Consider the following 20,993-nt stretch of genomic DNA (forward strand, 5'->3'; position numbering starts at 1 on the left):
TTTGGGAGTTTGGGGGCGGTATCGCGAGATACCGCCCTTTTTTTGATCAGGCTGCGAGCGGCGGTTGGTTGAAGTCGAATGCAGCCTCGTTCGCGCTTTGACCTTCCTTCCTTGGACCGACTTGGCCTATGCAAGCTATATGGGTCAGGGCTTTGTGCGGTGAGCGAACTTCCAGAACTGAGCGCGGTTCTAATCGGTGCCGCATTCGCCCTATTGATTGGTGGGGCGTCTTGGAATCTGTTTCTCGGCATGCGCGCGCGGCGCGAGGCGAGGGCAACCTTTGCCGCGAATGCCCGGCTTGAAGCCATGCTTGCGTCAGCCCCAGCGCTGGCGCTGACCATACGGAGCGATGGCCGCGTTGATTGCCCACCGCGCCTCGCGGACTGGCTCGGCTTGGCCGCGCTGCCACGCTACCTCGAAGATCTGACCACGAGCGATGCAGGGCTTGCGGCAGAGGACTTCGCCGCCCTTTCGTCAGACGTTGCGGCCGCGCAAAAGTCCGGGCGGCCCTTCTCGCGTGCGCTGCGGGTGAAGGGATCGGCGCGCGCGCTCATGATCCGTGGCGCGCGCGTTCCCAAGGCGTTTCAAGCGCCAGGCGGCGTTATCCTGTGGGTCTTTGACGCAACCGACACGGAAGATGAGATTGCGCAGCTCGGAGTGGCCATCGGCCAGGCGACCGCGCTGTATGAAGATCTCAGCGGTGTCATCCAGGCGGCACCCATGCCGATGTGGTACCGGGGGGCCGACTTGCGGCTGGCCATGGTCAATTCGCAATATGTCGACGCCGTCGAAGCGGCGTCTGCCGAGGACGTAATCGCGCGCGGGCTCGAGCTGGTGGAGGGATCGGGCGTCGGCGGGCCGCTCGGCAACGCCGTGTTGGCGCGCGATGCGAGATCGGTGCAGTCGCAAACGATGCCCGCGACGATCCGCGGTGAGCGACGGATGCTGCGCGTGTATGACGCCCCGCTCTCAACCGGGGGCGTCGCCGGCTTTGCGATCGATATTGAGGATCTGGAGCAAGCCCGCGCACGCTTGAAGCGCTTCGATGATGCGCAGCGCGCGATGTTGGACCGGCTCTCGGCGGGCGTGGTGCAATTTGGGGCCGACCGCTCGCTGGTCTTCTGCAATCAACCGTTTCGGCGCTTGTTTGCCATGAAGGCCGAATGGCTGGCGGATCGCCCCGAATTCGACCGGGTGCTGGAACGGATGCGCGAAGCCAAACGCCTGCCCGAAGTGCGCGACTTTCCCGGCTGGAAGGCCGAGCGGCGCGACTGGTTTCTCGCGGCGGGCGGCGGACAGGAGGAGGAATGGCATCTTCCCGGCGGCGCGCATCTGCGCGTCGTTGCGCAACCCCTGCCCGATGGTGGCCTATTGCTGATCTTCGAGGATCGCACCGAACAGGTGCAATTGGCCAGTGCCCGCGACACCTTGTTGCGCGTGCGCACCGCGACCTTCGAGAATCTCTATGAGGCGTTGGGGGTGTTTGCCGCCGATGGCCGGCTGCAATTGTGGAACAACAAGTTCCGGCTGGTGTGGGGATTCGACGAGGAATTCCTGGCGACGCATCCGCGCGTCGACGTACTCGCCGAAGCCGCGTCGCGCCAGCTTGCCAATCCGGCGCGGGCTTCGTTGATCGCGGACCTTGTTCGTGCCGCGACCGTCGAGCGGCAGCAGCGCGGCGGCCGCGTCGGTTTCGCCGATGGCCGACATTTCGAATTTGCAGCCGTGCCGTTGCCCGATGGCAATGGCCTGTTCACGATGCTGGACATCTCCGACAGTCGCCGGATCGAGCGCGCACTGCGCGATCGCAATGAAGCGCTGGAGGCGGCCGATCGCATCAAAACCTCGTTCGTCGCCACGATGAGCTACGAATTGCGCACGCCACTGACTTCGATCAGCGGTTTCGCCGAGATGCTAAACGAGGGCTATGCCGGGAAGCTGAGCGCCTCCGCGTCGGGATATGTCGAGGCGATTCTCCAATCGGTCGAACGCCTCGGTATGCTGGTCGACGAAGTGCTGGACCTTACGCAAGCCGAGGGCAAGGCCCCTGAACTCGACATGCAGCCGATCGATCTTGGCGCGGTTGCGCAGGCCGCCGCCGATGCGGTGGCACCCCTGGCCAACAAGCGAAAGCTGGATTTCGCCGTGGAGATCCTGCCGTCAACCGGCGCGATAACGGGGGATGCCCGGCGGCTGCAACAGGTGATCGAGCATCTGTTGCGCCATGCCGTCGCGGGTACGCCGGCCGGGGGGCGGGTTCTGCTCCACACTGACGGTACCGATGCCACGGCGCGGATCGTGGTGTCCGACGACGGGGTGGGGATGAGTCCGCAGGCGGTGACGCGTGCCTTCGATCGCTTCGCGCAACCGGGGATCACCCGCGACGGGGAACGCGCTTTGGGATTGGGCCTGCCGCTCGCCAAGCAGTTTGTCGAGGCGCATGGCGGCACGATCGAACTGCTGTCCGAAGCCGGGCAGGGGACGTTGATCACTGCCACCCTGCCGCGCCGGTGAAGGCGGAGCGGGGTCGATATGATGCTGACAGGATGTTGAGATGATTCTGGCCGGTCCTCAAGCGAGCGAATCCTTTGGAGCACGATTGGCCGAGTTGGTCCGCCCTGGCGATGTGGTGACGTTGTCGGGCCCGCTTGGGGCGGGCAAGACCAGCATTGCGCGCGGTCTTCTCGCCGCGCTTGGGTTGCAGGGAGAGGCCCCGAGCCCGAGTTTCGCAATCGTGCAGCCTTACGCCCCCCCTGAGGTGCGGATGCCGGTGTTGCATATCGATCTGTACCGGATCGATGATTCCCACGAGATCGCCGAACTAGGGCTCGACGATGCGGCGGGTGATTCGGTGTTGCTGATCGAATGGCCGGAACGGGCACCGGGCTGGTGGCCCGATGCACTGCCGCTCGTCCTGGAGATGTTGCCGGATGGCACCCGCCGCTTGACAGCCGACGTGCCCGCTGGCTGGAAGGATCGATGGCAGCAGATATGATCCCCCCGGCGGCGGCCGCCGCGTTCCTGGCCGCGAATGGGTGGCGCGATGCCACGATCGAGCCCGTCGCAGGCGATGCGTCCTTCCGGCGCTATTTTCGCGCGGTAAAGGATGGACGGAGCGCGATCCTGATGGACGCGCCGCCGCCCAATGAGGATCCGCGCCCCTTTATCGATATTGCGCGCTGGCTTGGGGAACGCGGTTTCGCGGCACCCGCGATCCACGGGATCGACCTCGACCTCGGCCTGGTGCTGCTCGAGGACTTTGGTGACGTGCGGATGCGCGAGACCGTGGACGGCGATGCTTCGCGTGAACCGGCGCTTTATGGTTCCGCAATCGATCTCCTGGTCCGCTTGCACCGTGAGGATCCCGCGACGCCGGTTGCCTATGATCGGGCGACGCTGCACCGCGAAGCCAATTTGCTGACCGAATGGTATTGTCCGGCGCTGGGGATCGCACCCGATCAGGCGGCTTATGATGCCGCGTGGGACGCCGTGTTCGACCATGCGCTCGCGGGGCCGGCGGTGACTGTCCTGCGCGATTACCATTCGGAAAACCTGATGCTCCTCGGCGGCGATACGCTGGGGTTGCTGGATTTTCAGGATGCGCTGGCGGGCCACCCCGCTTACGATCTTGTGTCGCTGCTGCAGGATGCGCGACGCGACGTCGACGAACATGTCGAAGCGGCGATGGTGGCGCGCTACAAAGCGGCGACGGGCGCGGGCGAAGCGTTCGATATTGCCTACCATGTCCTCGGCGCGCAGCGGAACGCCAAGATCATTGGGATTTTCACGCGGCTGTGGCAGCGCGACGGCAAGACCCGCTATGCCGCTTTGTGTCCGCGGGTGTGGCGCTATCTCAACCGCGATCTGGAGCATCCCGCGCTTGCCCCGGTCAAGGCCTGGTTCGATGCGACCATTCCGTTCGAGTTGCGCGGCGATCCGATGGTGTTGGCGGCATGATGAAGCCCAAGCGCACGCTCAACATCCGGCCGGAGCCGGGTGGTACGGTGCCCAAAACCGCGATGGTGATGGCGGCCGGTCTCGGCAAGCGGATGCGCCCGCTGACCGCCACCCGCCCCAAACCGTTGATCGAAGTGGCAGGCAAGCCCTTGATCGGCCACGTGTTCGATCGGTTGCGCGCAAGCGGTATCGAGCGCGCCGTGGTGAACGTCCACTATCTTGCCGATTCGCTTGAAGCTTATTTGCACAATCGCGAGACGGGCATCGACATTGTCGTGTCCGATGAACGCGGCCGGTTGATGGAAACGGGCGGCGGGCTCGTGCAGGCGCGCGGCTTGCTCGGCGACGAGCCGTTTCTGGTGGTGAACAGCGACAATCTGTGGGTCGACGGGCCCTCGGATGCGATCAAGATGCTCGCGGCGCGCTGGGACGACGCGACGATGGACGCCTTGCTGCTGATGGTCCCGCTGGCCCGCGCCAACCATCATGGCGGGCGCGGCGATTTTCGCCTTGCCCCCGACGGGCGCATTCTTGGGCGGCGGCCGCCTGGGCGGCTCGCGCCGTTTGTCTATACCGGGGTGCAGATCCTTTCGCCGCGCGTGATCGCGGATTGGCCGGAAGGGCCGTTCTCGACCATGCTGTTCTGGGAGCGGGCGATTGCGGCCGGGCGGGCATATGGATTGGTCCATCAGGGGCTGTGGTTCGATGTTGGCACCCCGGAAGCCGTTCCGCTGACGGAGGCGATGCTCGCCGATGGTTGAGGCGAAGGGCCCCAGGCTCTTCACCATCCCGGCGCATCGCGCCTTTGCCGATGCGCTGGCCGCCGGGCTGATCCGGCAATTTGGCGGCGACGATCTCGGGCTCGCGCGCGGGCTGGTGCTGCTGCCCAACAATCGCGCCAAACGCGCGCTGACCGATGCCTTTGTACGGGCGAGTGCAGGCGGACTGCTGCTGCCGCGGATGGTCGCGATCGGCGATCCGGCGCTGGAGGAAGCGGTGGGCGCGGCGCTCGACCCGGCGGATGATCCTGCGCCGGTTCCGCCTGCGGTTGCCCCCTTGCAGCGCCGCATGATCCTGGCGCGACTTGTGTCGGAGGAACGCGCGCGCATCGGCCAGGTGGTCGACGCGGCGGAGGCGGTGCGGCTGGCGGGCGAATTGGCGCGCACGCTCGATCAATTGCTGGTGGAGGAAATCCCGCCCCGCCGCTTGCGCGAGATCGAGCTCAACGAAGCAATGTCGGCGCATTGGCAGCGCGCGCTCGATCTGTTTGCGGTTGTGCTTGACCGCTGGCCCGCCGAATTGCAGCGGATCGGTCGGATTGACGCCGCCGAACGGCGCGGGCTGTTGTTGCAGCGGCTGGCGGAACGCTGGGATCGCACCCCACCTGCCGGTTTCGTCTGCGCAGCGGGCGTTACCGATAGTGCCCCCGCCGTCGCGCGACTGCTGCGCTGCGTGGCGGACAGCCCGCGCGGGATGGTGGTGCTGGCCGATCTCGCGACGGGGATGGACGAGGTTGAGTGGCAAGCGCTCGGGCCGCACGCGCCCGATCCGGCGACCGGGCTCACCCGGCGATCGATCGAGACGCACCCGCAATTCCATTTGAAGCTGCTGCTCGAACGAATGAGCGTCAACCGCAGCGAAGTGCGGCTGTGGCGCGACGGTAGCGATCATGACGCCACCGTCGCGCGCGGCAAGGCAGTCGCCAACGCGCTGGCATCGGCCGAGTTCACGGCGAAATGGACGACGCTCGGCCCCGAGCAGCGGCGATTGGGCGGCATTGCGGCGGCGGAACTGGCGACGCCGGGCGAGGAGGCGCAGGCGATCGCGCTTGCCTTGCGCGAGGTGGCTGAGACGCCGGGGCGGACGGGCGCGCTGGTCACGCCCGATCGCGGCCTTGCCCGGCGGGTGGCGGCGCATTGCGCGCGCTGGGGGATCGCGATCGATGATTCGGCGGGGCGTCCGCTGTCGATCCTGCCGTCCGGGACGTTGCTGACCGCGCTGGCCGAGGCGGCGACGCAGCGCTTTGCGCCGCTCGCGTTGCTGACGTTGCTCAAACATCCGCTGGTGCGCTTTGGCGATGCACGGCGGGAATGGCTCGATGGGGTGCGCGCGCTTGATCGGGTGTTGCGCGGGCCCCGTCCGGCGGCGGGGCTGGTCGGGATCGACCTGCATCTGCGCACCGCGCGCCGCGCCGAAGCGCCGGCGGCCTGGTGGGGGGAGGCGCGCGCGCTGCTCGAACCGATCGAACGCGTGTTTGATGGCGGCGCGCGACCGATTGCCGACTTGCTCGCTGCCCTGCGCGAGGCGGCGCAAGCCCTTTGTGGCGATGCCTTGTGGGCGGGCCCTGCCGGGCGCGCCGCTGCCGAGCTGCTGCGCGAGGCGGAGGATCACGCCGCGCACGGCCCGGCGGTCATCGAGCCCGCCAGCCTTGGCCCGTTGCTCAAGACGTTGATGGACGAAGTGGCAGTGCGGCCGCAGCAAGGCGGGCATCCGCGCCTGGCTATTTATGGCCTGATCGAGGCGCGCTTGCAGACCGCCGACGTCATGATCCTGGGCGGGCTGAACGAAGGAACCTGGCCCGGTCTGCCCGCGCCCGACCCGTGGCTGGCACCGCGAATCCGCACCGAATTGGGGCTGCCGGGGCTCGACCGCGGCGTCGGCATGGCGGCGCATGATCTGGCGCAGGCCTTGGGCGCGCCCGCCGCGCTGATGACGCGTGCACGACGCGGCGGCACGCAACCGGCGATCGCCTCGCGCTTCTGGCTGCGCTTGCAGGCATTGGCGGGCGATCGGTTCGAGCGGGCCACCGCGCTGGAAGGCTGGGCGCGCGCGCTCGACGATCCGGGCGCGCATGTGCCCGCTGCCAAGCCGATGCCAGAGCCCCCCGCCGAACGCCGGCCCAAGGCGATTGCCGTCACCGACGTCGATCGGCTGAAGGCCGATCCCTATGCGTTCTACGCCAAACGCATCCTCGGTCTGACGCAGCTCGACCCGGTCGATGCCGATCCCAGCGCAGCGTGGCGCGGCACGGCGGTGCATGACATCCTCGAACGCTGGGCGCGTGAGGACGCCTGCGCGCTCGACAAACTGCACGAGCGCGCGCGGGCGATGTTCGACGGCGCGCATCCAATGCAGCGTGCGCTGTGGCGACCGCGCCTGATGGAGGCGATCGACTGGATCGTCGCGCAGATGGGCAAGAACGTCGATTCCGGGCGCACCGTGCTGGCGGTCGAACAATCGGGTGAGATCGCGATTGCGGGGGTGACGCTGACGGGCAAGTTCGACCGCATCGACCGGTTGCCCGACGGGGCGCTGGCGGTGATCGACTACAAGACTGGCAAGCCGCCCTCGCCGGCGGCGGTGCGTGAGGGGTTCAGCCTGCAATTGGGGTTGCTCGGGCTGATCGCCGAGCGCGGCGGTTATGCCGGGATTGCGGGCAAGGCGCGCGGCTTCGAATATTGGTCGCTGTCGAAAAAGGGCGATGCGTTCGGTTATGTCACCTCGCCGGTCGATGCCGAGGGCAAGGGCGACAAGGTCGTGCCTGAGGATTTCACCACGCTCGCCGCGCGGCATTTCAGCGACGCCGTGGCGGACTGGTTGACGGGCACGCGTGCGTTCGAAGCGAAGCTGCACCCGGACTATGCGCCTTATGCCGAATATGACCAGTTGATGCGGCGGGACGAATGGTATGGCCGTGAGTGAGTCCGTATGACCGAGGGCCACAGCCGCCGACCGCTCCCGGTCTTGAAGGACGCGCAGGCGCGCGCCAGCGATCCGGGCGGGCATGTCTGGCTGTCCGCCTCGGCCGGGACGGGCAAGACGCAGGTGCTGACCGCGCGCGTCTATCGCTTGTTGCTGCGCGGCGTCGATCCTGGTGCGATCCTGTGCCTGACCTTTACCAAGGCGGGCGCGGCGGAAATGGCCGGGCGCATTGGCGAGCGGCTGGCGGCGTGGGTGCGGATGCCCGAGCCCGATCTGGTGGCCGATCTGGTGGCGCTGGGCGAGGATCCCTCGCCGCAACTCCGCGCCCGCGCACGCACGTTGTTCGCCAAGGTGCTCGACGCGCCGGGGGGCGGCATCCGCATCCAGACGATCCACGGCTTCTGTCAGAGCCTGCTTGCCGCCTTCCCGGTCGAGGCCGGGCTGGTGCCCGGTTTCCGCCCGATCGAGGCGCGCGAAGAAGCGGTAATGGCGCGCGATGCACTGGCCGAAATGCTGGTAACGGCAGAGGCCGAAGGGCGCGATGCCACCGTCACTACTGTTGGCGCGCTGAGCCTGCGCTTGGGCGAGGGCGAGGCCGAGCGCTTCCTGCTGGCGTGCGCGCGGGCACCCGCCGCGATGGCGGAACTGCCGATGGGCGCGGGCATCGGCCCGTTCATCCGCCGCGCGCTCGATTTGCCGGTGGGCGAGATTGAGGCGGAGATCGCCGATGCCTGCGGTGACAATGCCTTCGACGTGGATGCGGTCGCGCGGCTGGCGGCGGCGAACCGGGCGTGGGGCACGGCGACGGGCGGCAACCACGCCGACATCGCCGAATGCTGGATCGAGGCGGCACCCGAGATGCGCGCACGGATGCTGGGTGACCTGATCGGTGTGCCCTTCACCGCCAAGCGCGAGCCGCGCAAATATTCCCCCAAACTGCTCGCCGCCGACCCCGATTATGCCGATCTCGCAATCGAGGTGGGCGAAGCGTGCGCGCATCTGCTGGGTTTGCGCGAGCGCGCGGCCTATGCCGATCTGCTTGCGGCAGCGCTGGCGGTCGGGCGGGAGTATGCGGCGGCGTATGACCAGGCGAAGCGGCGGCTGGGCGCGGTCGATTTCGACGATCTGATCCGCGCGACGATCGCGCTGCTCGGCCAACCCGGCATGGGCGAATGGGTGCGCTACAAGCTCGATCAGGCGACCGAACATGTGCTGATCGACGAGGCGCAGGATACCAACCCCGACCAATGGGCGATCATCCGCGCGCTGGTGGAGGAGTTTTTCGCCGGCGAGGGATCGCATGACGAGCGGGTCCGCACGCTGTTCACCGTGGGCGATTTCAAGCAGGCGATTTTCGGCTTCCAGGGTACCGACCCAAAGTTTTTCGCCGCCGCCGAGCAGCGCATCGGGACGCTCGCACGCGACGCGTGGGCGGCGGACGAGGAACAACGCCGCCAGAGCGGCACGATGCGGGCGCGCCCGTGGCACCGGCTTTCGCTGACACAATCGTTCCGCTCGACCCGGCCCGTGCTCGAATTCGTCGATGCCGCGATCGAGGCTTTGCCCGAGCCGGGGCTGGGCGCGATCGCCGATCGCGAAGTCCATGCCAGCGAAGTGCCGGGGCCGGGCACCGTGACCTTGTGGCCACTGGTCGTTGCCGGGGGTAGCGAGGAGGATGAGGAAAGCTGGATTTCCGATTCCACCCGCGAACTCGCTCGCCGGATCGCGCGGACGATCAAGGGCTGGATCGGCACGCTGATGCTCGAGAGCAAGGGGCGCACGCTCCGGCCAGAGGACATCATGATTCTGGTCAAGCGGCGCGGCGAACTCGCCTCGCTGATCGTCGCGCGGCTCTATGCCGAAGGCGTGCCGGTGGCGGGGGTCGACCGGTTGCGGCTGAATGCGCCGCTGTCGGTGCAGGATCTGCTCGCCGCGATCCGTTTCGTGCTGCAGCCCGACGACGATTTGTCGTTGGCGTCGTTACTGGTATCGCCGCTGATCGGCTGGAGCCAGGAGCGGTTGATGCACGCCGCGCCCAAGCGCGCGGTCAGCCTGTGGCGGCACATTGCCCGCGCCGAACCGCGTGCTGAGATCGCGCCGTTGTTCGCGATGCTCGACCGCGCCGATATCGCCACGCCCTACCAATTCCTTGAAGAATTGCTGTCGGGGCCACTCGGCGGGCGGCGCAAGCTGGTGCGGCGGCTGGGGCAGGAGGCGCGCGACCCGGTCGAGGAATTGCTGAGCGCCGCACTCGATTTCGAAGCGCTCGGCACGCCATCTTTGCAGCGCTTCCTCGACTGGTTCGATCGCGGCGAGGTGGAGATCAAGCGCGACCCCTCCGCCCCGCTTGATGCGGTACGGGTGATGACGGCGCATGGTGCCAAGGGCTTGCAGGCCCCGCTGGTGATCCTTGCCGATGCCGCAGTCGACCCGACCCGTTCACCGCGCTCGACGCTGAAATGGCGGGCGGGCGATATGGCGGCGGAACTGCCGGTGATCCGCCCGCGCAAGGGTGAAGCCACCGGCCCGCTGGCGGCGCTGGTCGAGGAAACCGCCGCGCGCGATCTCGAAGAGCATTGGCGGCTGTTCTATGTCGCGGCGACGCGCGCCGAGGAGCGGCTGGTGATTGCCGGGTCGGTCGGTCCACGCGCGCAGGGCGAGGCTCCCGCGCAAAGCTGGTATGCGGCCGCCGCGCGCGCGATGGCCGTGCTGGAGGTGCCGGAAGGCGAAGAGCGCAGCTTCACCGGGCGCGTGCCGCAAAAGCCGGTCGCGCCAGACCGCAAAGCGGCGCGGGCGGCGGTGGTTGCCGAGCCGGTGCCCGACTGGGCACGCCGCGCGGCACCGGTCGAGGCACGACCGCCGCGTCCGCTCGCGCCGTCGTCGCTGGGCGATGACGCTGTCGCCGACGCGCCGCCGACTCCCGCAATGCGCGCGGCGGCCGAGCGCGGGCGGCTGATCCACGCGTTGTTCGAGCGTTTGCCGACGGTTGCACCTGCGAAACGAGCAGAGGTCGCTGACCGTTGGCTGGCGAGTGCCGGAGCGGTGGCCGACGCGACCGCACGCGCGGAGATTGCCGCGCCGGTGCTGGCAGTGCTCGGCGATCCCGGGCTCATGGACCTGTTCGGGCCGGATGCGCTGGCCGAGGCCCCGATTGCGGCGGTGCTGCCCGATGGCTTCGTCGTGTCGGGCACGGTCGACCGGTTGCTCGTCACGCCCGATCTGGTGAGCGTGGTCGATTTCAAGACCGGGCGCGGCGTGCCCGCCACGCCCGACGCAATCCCGCCGTATCATTTGCGGCAGATGGCCGCCTATGTCGCGGCGCTGGCGGTCATCTTCCCTGAACGGCGCGTCGAGGCGGCGTTGCTCTACACAAGCGCGCCGGTGCTGCACATGCTGTCAGCGCCGCTTCTGGAGGCACACAAGCCGGGCTTTGCCGCCGCAGAGCAAAGCTAGCACGCACCCGCTTGAGTGGACGCGCCCGACACCCTACGTTCTGCGCAACATCAGGAGATTTACCATGGCTACCAAGAAGATCACCGACGCCAGCTGGACCGCCGACGTCACCAATGCGAGTGGCCCTGTGCTGGTCGATTTCTGGGCGGAATGGTGCGGCCCGTGCAAGATGATCGGGCCGAGCCTCGAAGAAATTTCGGAAGAGCTGGGCGAGCAGGTGACCATCGCCAAGCTCAACATCGACGAAAACCCCGATGCGCCGGGCAAATATGGCGTGCGCGGCATTCCGACGATGATCCTGTTCAAGGACGGCGTCCCCGCCGCGACCAAGGTCGGTGCCGAGCCGAAGGGTCGGATCAAGGCGTGGCTCGAGGGTGCGCTGGGCTGAGACTGCCGGGTTGTGCCGCGTGGGGTGGGTGAGGGAACTATACCTTGCGCGGCATGACGCGGGGGGCGCTTCGGACGGGTAGAAATGGTGGGAAGCGGTCGTTCAAACACCGAACGACGCAGCGGCATGTTGAGCCTTTAGCAAGTTGCTGCCTGTAACAAACACTCGCAGCTCACCCTCGTAAGGCACATCATTCCGCTCAAATGGAATATCAGCCGCTTCGAGCACAGCTTCGAACTTTGCGATCCTTTCGGCGTCTTTGAACGTTTTTAGGTGGTAAATCCGCGTTGACGCGATCTGAAGGAAAGCCCGCGATGCCTCGCCTTGGTCCAACGTCTTGGCATATGTTGCGACCTCTTGGCCCCGCTCGGTTTCGAAAACCCGCCAATCACTTCCAGATTTTTCCAAACGTAGATCATATACACCAACACAAGTTGGTTTGTCGCAGGTTAGAAACTGCGAGTATCCGTTATTTCTGAGATAATGCCTTAGCTGATCGATGGTTTCCATAGCTCGTGATACCGTTGGCGCGGATGTCTGCAAATGGGCGATTGCAGTCCCTCACATACAAGTAGTTCACGGCCTGCTTTCCCTCTCCCAGCGGGAGAGGGAAGGGGCCCGCCGCGTAAGCGGTGGGAAGGGTGAGGGTGATGGGCATCATCCGTGGGATCGCCCTCACCCTTCCGCGGCTTTGCCGCTCCCTCCCTCTCCCGCTGGGAGAGGGATTTTCGTTTGGCGTGGGCGTGCCGTTTCACGATACGGAGAGCGACCCACCCCCAGTCCCTCCCTTTCAGGGGTGGGAGCACGCGATGTGTTGCTGGCGGCGACCTTCAGTGTGAATTGGAAGACATAGCCGTCAACGCCCGGCCAAGGTGGCTTCCTCCACCTGCCTGTCCATGAGGTGCGCGATGCTTTGGCGGAATGCGTCCAGATCGGGATAGTTGGTCATGAAGCAGCCGCGTGCCCGGTGACGAGGCTCAGCATAATCGGCCACTTCAAACCGGACGGCGAGATCGCCGCGCGTATTGGCGGGTGCAATCTCAAGGCGCAGGATCAGATCATCGCCTTCCTGCATATCAAAGCCCCATTGCACCACGATCGGATGATCTGTCGTAATGGGAAAGGCGCTTAGAGCTTTTCCAAACTCTTTCACGTCCTGCCATTGAACCCAACAACCGCCGTCGCCCGAGAAGCGATCCGTCTCCACCTTGACCTCAAGCCAGCCAAAATCATCGGTTTGCTGGTCGGGATCGAAGACGCTGGAATCGTATTGATAGCGAAGGGTGAGCTTGCTCATTGCTTGGTGTTCGCATCTGAAAGCAGTGTCTGCAATCGAGAAGCGGGGCGGCGAGGCTAAAGGGCGCAGCTTGCGCGCCCGCGCCCTTTGGGCGGGTCGTTGCTTTCTTCTGGCGGTCGTCCAGGCTGCCGTTTTACGATACGGAGAACGACCCACCCCCGGCCCCTCCCTTTCAGGGAGGGGCGGTTGGCGGTTAGCGCCCTTTCTCCCCTCCCTGAAAGGGAGGGGTTGGGGTGGGTTGGCCTGCTGCGGTGCGGGACTGTGATTTTCCGAGGTGTACAGCGTCCCCGTACCCGATCAGGTCAGCGGAATCATCACCTGCGCGGCAAAAGCCGGGCGTTCGGTCAGCCGGGCATACCATGCCTCGACATGCGGGACCGATGGGCGCGCGATATCGAGGGTGAACCAGCTATGGGCGTAGGTGCCCATCGGGATATCGGCCATGCCGAACTCCGCACCCGACAGCCATGGCGTCTGCGCCAGTGCATGGTCGAGGATCTGCATCTTGGCGGCACAGGCTGCCGCTGACGCCGCGATCACGGCGGGATCGCGCTCGGCCAGCGGGCGGCGGATGAGGTGGAGGAAGGCCCCGCGCTGGGCGTCGGCATAGTCGAATTGCCAGTCCATCCAGCGATCGGCCTGCGCGCGCTGCACCGGGTCTTCGGGCCACCAGCTTTTGCCGCCGTGACGCGCCGCAAGATAGCGCAGGATCGCATTTGATTCCCACAGGATGAAGCCGTCGTCTTCGATCGTCGGGACCAGCGCGTTGGGGTTGAGCGCGAGATAGGCGTCGCTCATGCCGAACTGGCCGCCGACATCGTGGCGGACATAGGGGAGCGCCAGTTCTTCCGCGAACCACGCGACCTTTTTCACATTGTGCGAATTGAGGCGACCCCAGATGGTGAGCATTGGCGTTCAGCTCCGATAATCGGCGTTGATCGAGATGTAGCCATGCGTGAGGTCGCAGGTCCAAACTGTCGCCGTGCCCTCGCCCAGGCCGAGATCGACGCCGATCTCGATCTCCTGCCCCTTCAAATGCGCGGCGACCGGGGCTTCGTCATAGCCGGTGACCGCAAGGCCGCCGGTCGCCACCTGCGTGTCGCCGAAGCGGATGCTGAGGAGGTCGCGCTCGGCGGGTTCGCCGGCCTTGCCGACCGCCATCACCACGCGGCCCCAATTGGCGTCCTCGCCTGCGATTGCGGTTTTCACCAGCGGCGAGTTGGCGATGCTGAGCGCGACTTTGTGGGCGCTGGCGTCGCTATCGGCACCGGTGACGGCGATTTCGATGAACTTGGAGGCACCTTCGCCGTCACGCACCACCAGATGCGCGAGTTGCAGGCAGAGGTCGGCGAGGGCTGCGCGGAAGGCGTCGGCTCCGGCGTCTTCGTCGCTGGTCAGCGGTGCGTTGCCCGCTTTGCCGGTGGCGAAGGCGAGCACGCTGTCGCTGGTCGAGGTGTCGCTGTCGACGGTGATGCAGGAGAAGCTCGCGCGATTGGTGTCGCTGAGCGCGCGTTGCAGGAAGGCGGGGGAGACGGCGGCATCGGTGAACAGGAAGCCGAGCATCGTCGCCATGTCGGGCGCGATCATGCCCGAGCCCTTGATGATGCCGACCAAAGTAACGGTGCGGCCATCGACCACCGCCGTGGTCACCGCGCCCTTGGCGAAGGTATCGGTGGTGCCGATCGTATTGGCGGCGTCTTCCCAACTGCACGGCGCAGCGGCGAAGGCGGCGTCGAGCCCGGCCTCGGCCTTGTCGATCGGCAGCGGCACGCCGATCACCCCGGTCGAGGCGACGAAGATGTCGGAGGGCTGGCAACCGAGATGCGCGGCGGCGCGGGCGGCGATCGCTTCTACCGCCGCGCGGCCTCGCTGGCCGGTAAAAGCGTTGGCGTTACCGGCATTGACCACCATCGCGCGGGCGTGCCCAAGCGGGAGCGCGGCGCGGCACCATTCGACCTCGGGGGAGGGGCATTTGCTCTGGGTCAGCACGCCCGCCACCACCGTGCCGGGATCGAGCGTAATGAAGGTCAGGTCGCAGCGATCCCACGTCTTATACTGCGCCCGGGCGACATGCGGGGTGACCCCGGCAATTGACGGCAGAACGGGGAAGGGGCGGGCGAGCGGGGAGCGGGTCATGCCGCCGTCATACCCGGCGATGCGGGTGAGACAAGCTGCCGAATCAGCGCATCAGCCCAGCCGCGCGCAGCGCATCGCTGATCGCCTTTGCCACTCCGCCGGGCGCGATCGGGCGCGCTGCGGCGCGCAGCGGTGGCGGTGGTGTCGAGCGGCGCGAAGGGACCTCGATATCGGCGGCGTCGGCAATGCCCCAGGAGGCGGCAATGTGGCGGGTCGAGCAGGTCCCGGCCGGGAGCATGAAGGGCATAACGGTGCCACACGCTGCATCCCCGACGGGATCGATCGGCGTGCCGTGACCAAGTCCGGCAATGCTATAGGCTTCGATCCGCACGGTGCCGCGCGAACTCAGCCAGCGCCGGCGCGCCTGCCCATCGACCTGGTCGCGTTTGGCGGCATCGAGCGGGATGCCCTGAAGCAGCGCCCATTGTGCGATGATCGCTTCCATATTGTCGTTCGCGACGGTCTGGTCGTCCGTGCCGTGCCACACCGACAGGCGCGGCCAGCGTAGCGGGGTTGGTGCCGCTTCGCGCACCAGTTCGGCGAGGGCTGGGCCATCGGGCAGGCCGCTGCCCCGCATCCGTTGCAACGCCGCGCCGACCGAGGTCGCGGTACCATAAGGGAGACCGGCGATCACCGCGCCACCGGCGAACACCTCGGGATAGGTGGCGAGCATGACCATCGTCATCGCGCCACCGGCCGACAGCCCGTTCACGAAAACGCGTGTCGGATCGATATGATATTCGGCGATCATATGCGCGATCATCTGGCGGATCGACAGGGCCTCGCCCTGATCGCGCGTGATATCGTCGGCGGCGAACCAGTTGAAACAGCGGTTGGGATTATTGGCCGGGCGCTGTTCGGGATAGAGCAAGGCAAAGCCATGGCGGTCGGCCAGCGCCGACCAGCCCGACCCGTGATCATATCCCGCCGCGTTTTGGGTACAGCCGTGGAGCACCACTACAAGCGGGGCCCCCGCCGCGAAACCCGCCGGAATATAGTGCCGCGCGCGCAAATTGCCGGGGTCGCTGCCGAAATCGGAAATGTCAGCGAGCCGATCGGACTCGGGAATCGGCATTTGCGTGGCGTTTGCGCGCGCAGCGGCAAGGCGAGACAGCGTTTCGGAAAGACCAGGCATGCGACATCTCTATCCGGCCCGTCGTGCGGGGCGTGGATTCTTTCTTTGGGACAGTGTACCGCAATTTATGCTGCGATGCACAATGAAATGGTGCGGCATCGCGCAAATGCAAGCCTTCCGCCTGACATCGCGGTAGGTGCGCGATGCTGGACGCACGGCGGAAATATCCCTAAGTGCGGCGGCTCCACCGACGGGTGACGTGCGACTTTGGAACTGCTGCTTATCCTTTCCGCCTTGCTCAGCGCCCTTACCGGGGCGACGGGGACGCGCGCGCCGGGGGTTGAGTTGCACCGGGCCGCAGCTGTGGTCCGGGCGACCGCGCGAGTCGCCCGATCCTGCTCCAGCGTCTTGCGACCGGCCAATACGGTGGCGGGCCTAGTCGCACTGTCCCGCGCGCCCGAATTTACCGGCTTCGCGCTCGTGCCCGCAAACCCGCTCTATGCAGGACGGCGTCGCGAATAGCGCTTCGCCGTTGTCCGCTCTTGCGCGGATCCTATCTTCCCATCGACTTCGTCGTCGCCGCGCAACGCGCGGCCGATGCCTTATCTTAACAGGAATTCTCCATGCTCGGCGGCATTGCCAAATCGCTTTTCGGGTCGTCCAACGACCGCTACGTCAAATCGCTCGGCGTCATCGTCGCCAAGATCAACGGCTTCGAGCCCGTCATCTCCGCCATGTCCGATGAGCAACTGTCGGGCCAGACCGCCAAGTTCCGTGAACGTCTCGCGGCGGGCGAAAAGCTCGACGATCTGCTGCCCGAAGCCTTCGCCACGGTGCGCGAAGCGGCCAAGCGCGCGCTCGGCCAGCGGCATTACGACGTGCAGATGATCGGCGGCATCGTGCTCCACCGCGGCGAAATTGCCGAGATGCGCACGGGCGAGGGCAAGACGCTGGTCGCGACGCTCGCCACCTATCTCAACGCGCTGCCCGGCAAGGGCGTGCATGTCATTACCGTCAACGACTATCTGGCCGCGCGCGACGCGGGCTGGATGGCGCAGGTCTATAACTTCCTCGGCATGACGGTGGGCGTGATCGTGCCCAATTTGTCCGATGAACAGCGCCGCCAGGCCTATGCCGCCGACATCACTTACGGCACCAATAACGAGTTCGGCTTCGATTATCTGCGCGACAACATGAAATACGATCGCGAATCGATGGTGCAGCGCCCGTTCGCGATGGCGATCGTCGACGAAGTCGATTCGGTGCTGATCGACGAAGCGCGTACCCCGCTGATCATCTCGGGCCCAACCGACGACAAGTCTGACCTGTACCGCTCGGTCGATCTGGTCGTGAAGCAGCTTTCGCCCGAGGATTATGAGAAGGACGAAAAGCAGAAGTCGATCATCCTGACCGAGGACGGCACCGAGAAGGTCGAGCGGATGCTCGAGGATGCCGGGTTGCTCGAAGGCGCAAACCTCTATGATTTCGAGAACACGCAGGTGGTGCATCACACCAACCAGGCGCTGCGCGCGAACATGATGTTCAAGGCCGACACCGATTATATCGTCAAGGACGGCAAGGTCGTCATCATCGACGAATTCACCGGTCGTATGATGGATGGCCGCCGCTGGTCGGACGGCCTGCATCAGGCGATTGAGGCCAAGGAAGGCGTCGAGATCGAGCCCGAGAACCAGACGATGGCCTCGATCACTTTCCAGAACTATTTCCGCATGTACCCCAAGCTCGCCGGCATGACCGGCACGGCGGCGACCGAGGCGGCGGAATTTTACGACATCTACAAAATGAACGTCGTCACCATCCCGACCAACGTCCCCGTCAAGCGGATCGACGAGGAAGACGAATTCTACAAGGACACCGCCGACAAATTCGCGGCGATCGCCAAGAAGATCAAGCATCACGCCGATCTCGGCCAGCCGGTGCTGGTCGGCACGGTTTCGATCGAAAAGTCGGAACTGCTGAGCGACTTCCTGGTCAAGGAAGGCGTCGCGCACAAGGTGCTTAACGCGCGCTTCCACGAGCAGGAAGCGCACATCGTCGCGCAGGCGGGGCGCAAGAGCGCCGTCACCATCGCCACCAACATGGCTGGTCGCGGCACCGACATTCAGCTGGGCGGCAATCTCGAATTCCGCATCAATGATGAACTGACCGATCTGGAGGAAGGCCCCGAGCGCGATGCCGCGATCGAGCGGATCAAGGCCGAGATCGAGAATGAAAAGGCCAATGTGCTGGCGGCGGGCGGCCTGTTCGTGCTCGGCACCGAGCGGCATGAGAGCCGCCGCATCGACAACCAGCTGCGTGGTCGCTCGGGCCGTCAGGGCGATCCGGGGCTCAGCCGCTTCTATTTGAGCCTTGACGACGATCTGCTGCGCATTTTCGGACCCGACACGCTGTTCGCGCGGATGATGCGCTCCAACATCGGCGATGGCGAGGCGATCGGCAGCAAATGGCTGTCCAAAGCGATCGAGACCGCGCAGAAGAAGGTGGAGGCGCGCAACTACGACATCCGCAAGCAAGTCGTCGAATATGACGACGTGATGAACGACCAGCGCAAGGTCATTTACGAGCAGCGCGCCGACATCATGGATGCCGACACGGTGGGCGACGTGGTCGCCGATATGCGCGCCGAGACGGTCAACACCATCGTTGGCGGTGCTTGCCCTCCGGGCACCTATCCCGAGCAATGGGACATCGCCGGCATGAAGGCGGCGCTGGCCGAGACGCTCAACCTCGAGCCGCAGATCGAGGCATGGCTGGAAGAGGAAGCGATCGACCCGGAAATCATCGAGAGCCGCGTCCAGGCGATGGCGGACGAGATGATCGCCGAAAAGGCTGCCTCGCTCGATCCGGAAACCTGGGTGCGGGTCGAGAAGTCGATCCTGCTGCAGAATCTCGACCATCACTGGAAGGAGCATCTGTCGACGCTGGATGCGTTGCGGCAGGTCGTCCACTTGCGCGCCTATGCGCAGAAGACGCCGATCAACGAATATAAGCAGGAGGCGTTCTCGCTGTTCGAGCGGATGCTCGCCAACATTCGCGAGGATGTGACGCGTACGATCGCCTTCGCGCAGTTCCAGATCCAGGAAGCGCCACAGCTTCCGACGCTGCCCGACTTCATCACCTCGCATTTCGACCCGTTCACGGGCGATGACGACACGATGGACCAGGATGGCGGCACGAGCGGCCACATCACCACCCGGCTGGCCCCTCTCTCGATCCCGCTGCCCGATGGAAGCGATTTCGGGCAGGATCCGTCGGAATGGGAAGGCAAGGTCAGCCGCAATGCACCATGCCCGTGCGGTTCGGGGCGCAAGTACAAGCATTGCCACGGTGCGGTGTGATCTGAGCGCTGCGCGGCGCTGATTGCAGGCAACAAAAAAGGCCCCCTTCCAGTTTGGAAGGGGGCCTTTTTCGTAAGCGCTTATTTGGGCGTGACGATGCTCGGCCCGAGATTGTGGATCACTTCGCGCGCGTCGAACGCCTTGATGTTGTCGCGAGGCTTGGGGCCCTTGCCGACGATGATTTCGGCATTGGCCTCATATTTGTCGATCGTATCGATATCGACGCCGCGGTCGAAGAAGGGATCACCGAAGAATGGATCCCAGGTGCGCCAGCCAAAGCCGCGACCGCGATAGCGCCAGCTCGGGCCCCAATAGCCGCCAAAGCCATAACCACCGCCGATGCTGGGCGTGGAATATACCCGCGAGCGATGATCGACATCGCGATCGGCGAAGATGAAATAGTCATAGCCACGCTGCAACGTCAGCTCGGCAGCGCGGTACAGCAGGTACTTCTCGACAGTGTCGCGCGAGGTATAGCTGTTGCCCGAGAAGCTCACCTGAAAGCGGTTATCCTCGATCTGACGATCGCTATAGCCCGAGCGTTCGAAGCCATGGCCGGTCGCGGGGCGATAGGTCGATTCGGTCGCGCACGCCGAGGTAAGCAAGGTCGCGGCACCGAGCGCTACCGCGAGGGTTTTGCGTAGGGCAGAAGAAGGTAGCGGCATGTCGATCTCCAAAAACGCGACGCCGACCGGCGGGTGTTGCCGACAGGGCCGCGAAGCCAAGGCCATGAAGCGCAGAACGATCCACCCGTGGCAAGGCTCCGGACAATCGCACTGGTCGCGAATCGCATAAACCTTTGTAGCTGAACGGAGACTGACGCGCGACGAAAGGAGTGAATTTCGGTTCGACGTTCTAGCGGAACGCTTTGCCGCACTTGCCAAGTGGCTTGAGGTGGTTTCCGCGGGTGGACGGCGTCGTTCGAATGACACGACCGTCTTAACCATGCTGCACACGGGGCGATTCGCCGCACGTCCATGGGTTCGGGGGTCTCTTTTCGTAACGGGCCCGCGTGGCCTCGCGATTTCAGGACCGATCATGAAAGTGATGTTCTCGGCATTCTCCCTGACGCTGGTCGCGCTGGCAGGGTGCCCGACCGCAGCTCTTGCGGGTGGCGTGATGGGGGCGGACGCCAGCCACTGCGCTTCGGGCCGTGGACCAGCCATTCAGGTCAACGTATCGGACTTGAAAGACCGCACCGGCCTGCTCAGGCTGGAGCTCTATCCCGCCAACGACAAGGATTTCATGCGCCCCGACATGGATCTGCTGGCCGAGGGCAAGATTTTCCGGCGCGTGACGGTCGATGCGCCCAATGCAGGGCCGGTGTCGCTGTGCATCCGCGTGCCGCACCCTGGCCGCTACGCTTTGCTGTTCCTGCATTCGCGCCGCGCGCAGGACAAGTTCGACTTCTGGAAAGACGGCGTGGGGCTGCGCAGCAACGCCCGGATCGGCCGCGCGCGTCCACGCGTCGATGATGCGGCGGTCGATGTCGGCAACGGTGTCGCGGTGGTCGATATCAAGACCCAATATCTCCGTGGCCTCGGTGGTTTTGGCCCATCGCGATAAAAGCTGAAAACGGGCCTTGCGCGTCTGCGAATCTCGCTGCTATAGGCCCGCCTCCGCAGT

15 protein-coding genes are annotated in these 20,993 nt (G+C 65.6%); 9 read left to right on the forward strand and 6 right to left on the reverse strand.

Annotated elements, in window-relative coordinates; all coding sequences use genetic code 11:
- The first annotated feature begins 249 nt into the window (after positions 1-249).
- The 7 genes from ACP7BL_RS13515 to trxA all read left to right on the forward strand — a co-directional run bounded on the left by ACP7BL_RS13515 (position 250) and on the right by trxA (position 11,500).
- Positions 250-2,514 carry a sensor histidine kinase gene (locus ACP7BL_RS13515; RefSeq protein ID WP_260591503.1) on the forward strand — a complete coding sequence of 755 codons (2,265 nt, stop codon included), beginning with the start codon at positions 250-252 and terminating at the stop codon, positions 2,512-2,514.
- A gap of 40 nt (positions 2,515-2,554) precedes the next feature.
- Positions 2,555-2,995: a tRNA (adenosine(37)-N6)-threonylcarbamoyltransferase complex ATPase subunit type 1 TsaE gene (gene tsaE / locus ACP7BL_RS13520; RefSeq protein ID WP_126846334.1), complete on the forward strand. Its 441-nt coding sequence runs from the start codon at positions 2,555-2,557 to the stop codon at positions 2,993-2,995.
- Positions 2,992-3,957, forward strand: coding sequence for an aminoglycoside phosphotransferase family protein (locus tag ACP7BL_RS13525; RefSeq protein ID WP_137902404.1), 966 nt, complete (start codon positions 2,992-2,994; stop codon positions 3,955-3,957). Before tsaE ends, ACP7BL_RS13525 begins: the two co-directional genes overlap by 4 nt.
- Positions 3,954-4,718, forward strand: coding sequence for a nucleotidyltransferase family protein (locus ACP7BL_RS13530; RefSeq protein ID WP_341204724.1), 765 nt, complete (start codon positions 3,954-3,956; stop codon positions 4,716-4,718). Before ACP7BL_RS13525 ends, ACP7BL_RS13530 begins: the two co-directional genes overlap by 4 nt.
- Positions 4,711-7,659: a double-strand break repair protein AddB gene (addB, locus tag ACP7BL_RS13535; RefSeq protein WP_426258581.1), complete on the forward strand. Its 2,949-nt coding sequence runs from the start codon at positions 4,711-4,713 to the stop codon at positions 7,657-7,659. The genes ACP7BL_RS13530 and addB overlap by 8 nt, the downstream gene beginning before the upstream one ends.
- A gap of 6 nt (positions 7,660-7,665) precedes the next feature.
- Positions 7,666-11,112 carry a double-strand break repair helicase AddA gene (addA, locus tag ACP7BL_RS13540; RefSeq protein WP_426258582.1) on the forward strand — a complete coding sequence of 1,149 codons (3,447 nt, stop codon included), beginning with the start codon at positions 7,666-7,668 and terminating at the stop codon, positions 11,110-11,112.
- 64 nt (positions 11,113-11,176) lie between these two features.
- Positions 11,177-11,500, forward strand: coding sequence for a thioredoxin (trxA, locus tag ACP7BL_RS13545; RefSeq protein ID WP_126846342.1), 324 nt, complete (start codon positions 11,177-11,179; stop codon positions 11,498-11,500).
- A gap of 102 nt (positions 11,501-11,602) precedes the next feature.
- On the opposite strand, the gene ACP7BL_RS13550 is transcribed toward trxA, so the two are convergent.
- The 5 genes from ACP7BL_RS13550 to ACP7BL_RS13570 all read right to left on the reverse strand — a co-directional run bounded on the left by ACP7BL_RS13550 (position 11,603) and on the right by ACP7BL_RS13570 (position 16,068).
- Complete coding sequence (locus ACP7BL_RS13550; protein ID WP_126846344.1) at positions 11,603-12,010, reverse strand: hypothetical protein; 408 nt, start codon at positions 12,008-12,010, stop codon at positions 11,603-11,605.
- A 346-nt stretch (positions 12,011-12,356) separates the two neighbouring features.
- Complete coding sequence (locus ACP7BL_RS13555; RefSeq protein ID WP_033963337.1) at positions 12,357-12,797, reverse strand: hypothetical protein; 441 nt, start codon at positions 12,795-12,797, stop codon at positions 12,357-12,359.
- Between the two features lie 297 nt (positions 12,798-13,094).
- A complete protein-coding gene (locus ACP7BL_RS13560) occupies positions 13,095-13,706 on the reverse strand; it encodes a glutathione S-transferase family protein (protein ID WP_033963339.1) in 612 nt (203 codons plus the stop codon).
- Positions 13,707-13,712: 6 nt separating this feature from the next.
- The gene (gene argJ, locus ACP7BL_RS13565) at positions 13,713-14,933 is read right to left on the reverse strand and encodes a bifunctional glutamate N-acetyltransferase/amino-acid acetyltransferase ArgJ (protein WP_426258583.1); all 1,221 of its coding nucleotides are present in this window, start codon (positions 14,931-14,933) and stop codon (positions 13,713-13,715) included.
- Between the two features lie 43 nt (positions 14,934-14,976).
- Positions 14,977-16,068, reverse strand: coding sequence for an extracellular catalytic domain type 1 short-chain-length polyhydroxyalkanoate depolymerase (locus ACP7BL_RS13570; RefSeq protein ID WP_426258584.1), 1,092 nt, complete (start codon positions 16,066-16,068; stop codon positions 14,977-14,979).
- A 563-nt stretch (positions 16,069-16,631) separates the two neighbouring features.
- Between ACP7BL_RS13570 and secA the strand changes: the two genes are divergently transcribed.
- Entirely contained in the window at positions 16,632-19,367 is a 2,736-nt protein-coding gene (gene secA, locus ACP7BL_RS13575; protein ID WP_426258585.1) for a preprotein translocase subunit SecA, read from the forward strand.
- 80 nt (positions 19,368-19,447) lie between these two features.
- On the opposite strand, the gene ACP7BL_RS13580 is transcribed toward secA, so the two are convergent.
- Positions 19,448-20,032 (reverse strand): CC0125/CC1285 family lipoprotein, encoded by a 585-nt coding sequence (locus ACP7BL_RS13580; protein ID WP_137902291.1) that lies wholly within the window; start codon positions 20,030-20,032, stop codon positions 19,448-19,450.
- A 373-nt stretch (positions 20,033-20,405) separates the two neighbouring features.
- On the opposite strand from ACP7BL_RS13580, the gene ACP7BL_RS13585 reads away from it, so the two are divergent.
- Positions 20,406-20,933 (forward strand): DUF2141 domain-containing protein, encoded by a 528-nt coding sequence (locus ACP7BL_RS13585; RefSeq protein WP_081988578.1) that lies wholly within the window; start codon positions 20,406-20,408, stop codon positions 20,931-20,933.
- Positions 20,934-20,993 lie beyond the last annotated feature (60 nt).

Origin of the sequence: Sphingomonas sp. DC1600-2 (assembly GCF_049897605.1) — a bacterium.
In the GTDB taxonomy this organism is placed as follows: domain Bacteria; phylum Pseudomonadota; class Alphaproteobacteria; order Sphingomonadales; family Sphingomonadaceae; genus Sphingomonas.

Excerpts from the sequence above, each read along its gene's own strand:
- ACP7BL_RS13515 (WP_260591503.1), top strand. The coding sequence starts at position 250 with ATGCGCGCGCGGCGCGAGGCGAGGGCAACCTTTGCCGCGAATGCCCGG.
- tsaE (WP_126846334.1), top strand. The coding sequence starts at position 2,555 with ATGATTCTGGCCGGTCCTCAAGCGAGCGAATCCTTTGGAGCACGATTG.
- ACP7BL_RS13525 (WP_137902404.1), top strand. The coding sequence starts at position 2,992 with ATGATCCCCCCGGCGGCGGCCGCCGCGTTCCTGGCCGCGAATGGGTGG.
- ACP7BL_RS13530 (WP_341204724.1), top strand. The coding sequence starts at position 3,954 with ATGATGAAGCCCAAGCGCACGCTCAACATCCGGCCGGAGCCGGGTGGT.
- addB (WP_426258581.1), top strand. The coding sequence starts at position 4,711 with ATGGTTGAGGCGAAGGGCCCCAGGCTCTTCACCATCCCGGCGCATCGC.
- addA (WP_426258582.1), top strand. The coding sequence starts at position 7,666 with ATGACCGAGGGCCACAGCCGCCGACCGCTCCCGGTCTTGAAGGACGCG.
- trxA (WP_126846342.1), top strand. The coding sequence starts at position 11,177 with ATGGCTACCAAGAAGATCACCGACGCCAGCTGGACCGCCGACGTCACC.
- ACP7BL_RS13550 (WP_126846344.1), bottom strand. The coding sequence starts at position 12,010 with ATGGAAACCATCGATCAGCTAAGGCATTATCTCAGAAATAACGGATAC.
- ACP7BL_RS13555 (WP_033963337.1), bottom strand. The coding sequence starts at position 12,797 with ATGAGCAAGCTCACCCTTCGCTATCAATACGATTCCAGCGTCTTCGAT.
- ACP7BL_RS13560 (WP_033963339.1), bottom strand. The coding sequence starts at position 13,706 with ATGCTCACCATCTGGGGTCGCCTCAATTCGCACAATGTGAAAAAGGTC.
- argJ (WP_426258583.1), bottom strand. The coding sequence starts at position 14,933 with ATGACCCGCTCCCCGCTCGCCCGCCCCTTCCCCGTTCTGCCGTCAATT.
- ACP7BL_RS13570 (WP_426258584.1), bottom strand. The coding sequence starts at position 16,068 with ATGCCTGGTCTTTCCGAAACGCTGTCTCGCCTTGCCGCTGCGCGCGCA.
- secA (WP_426258585.1), top strand. The coding sequence starts at position 16,632 with ATGCTCGGCGGCATTGCCAAATCGCTTTTCGGGTCGTCCAACGACCGC.
- ACP7BL_RS13580 (WP_137902291.1), bottom strand. The coding sequence starts at position 20,032 with ATGCCGCTACCTTCTTCTGCCCTACGCAAAACCCTCGCGGTAGCGCTC.
- ACP7BL_RS13585 (WP_081988578.1), top strand. The coding sequence starts at position 20,406 with ATGAAAGTGATGTTCTCGGCATTCTCCCTGACGCTGGTCGCGCTGGCA.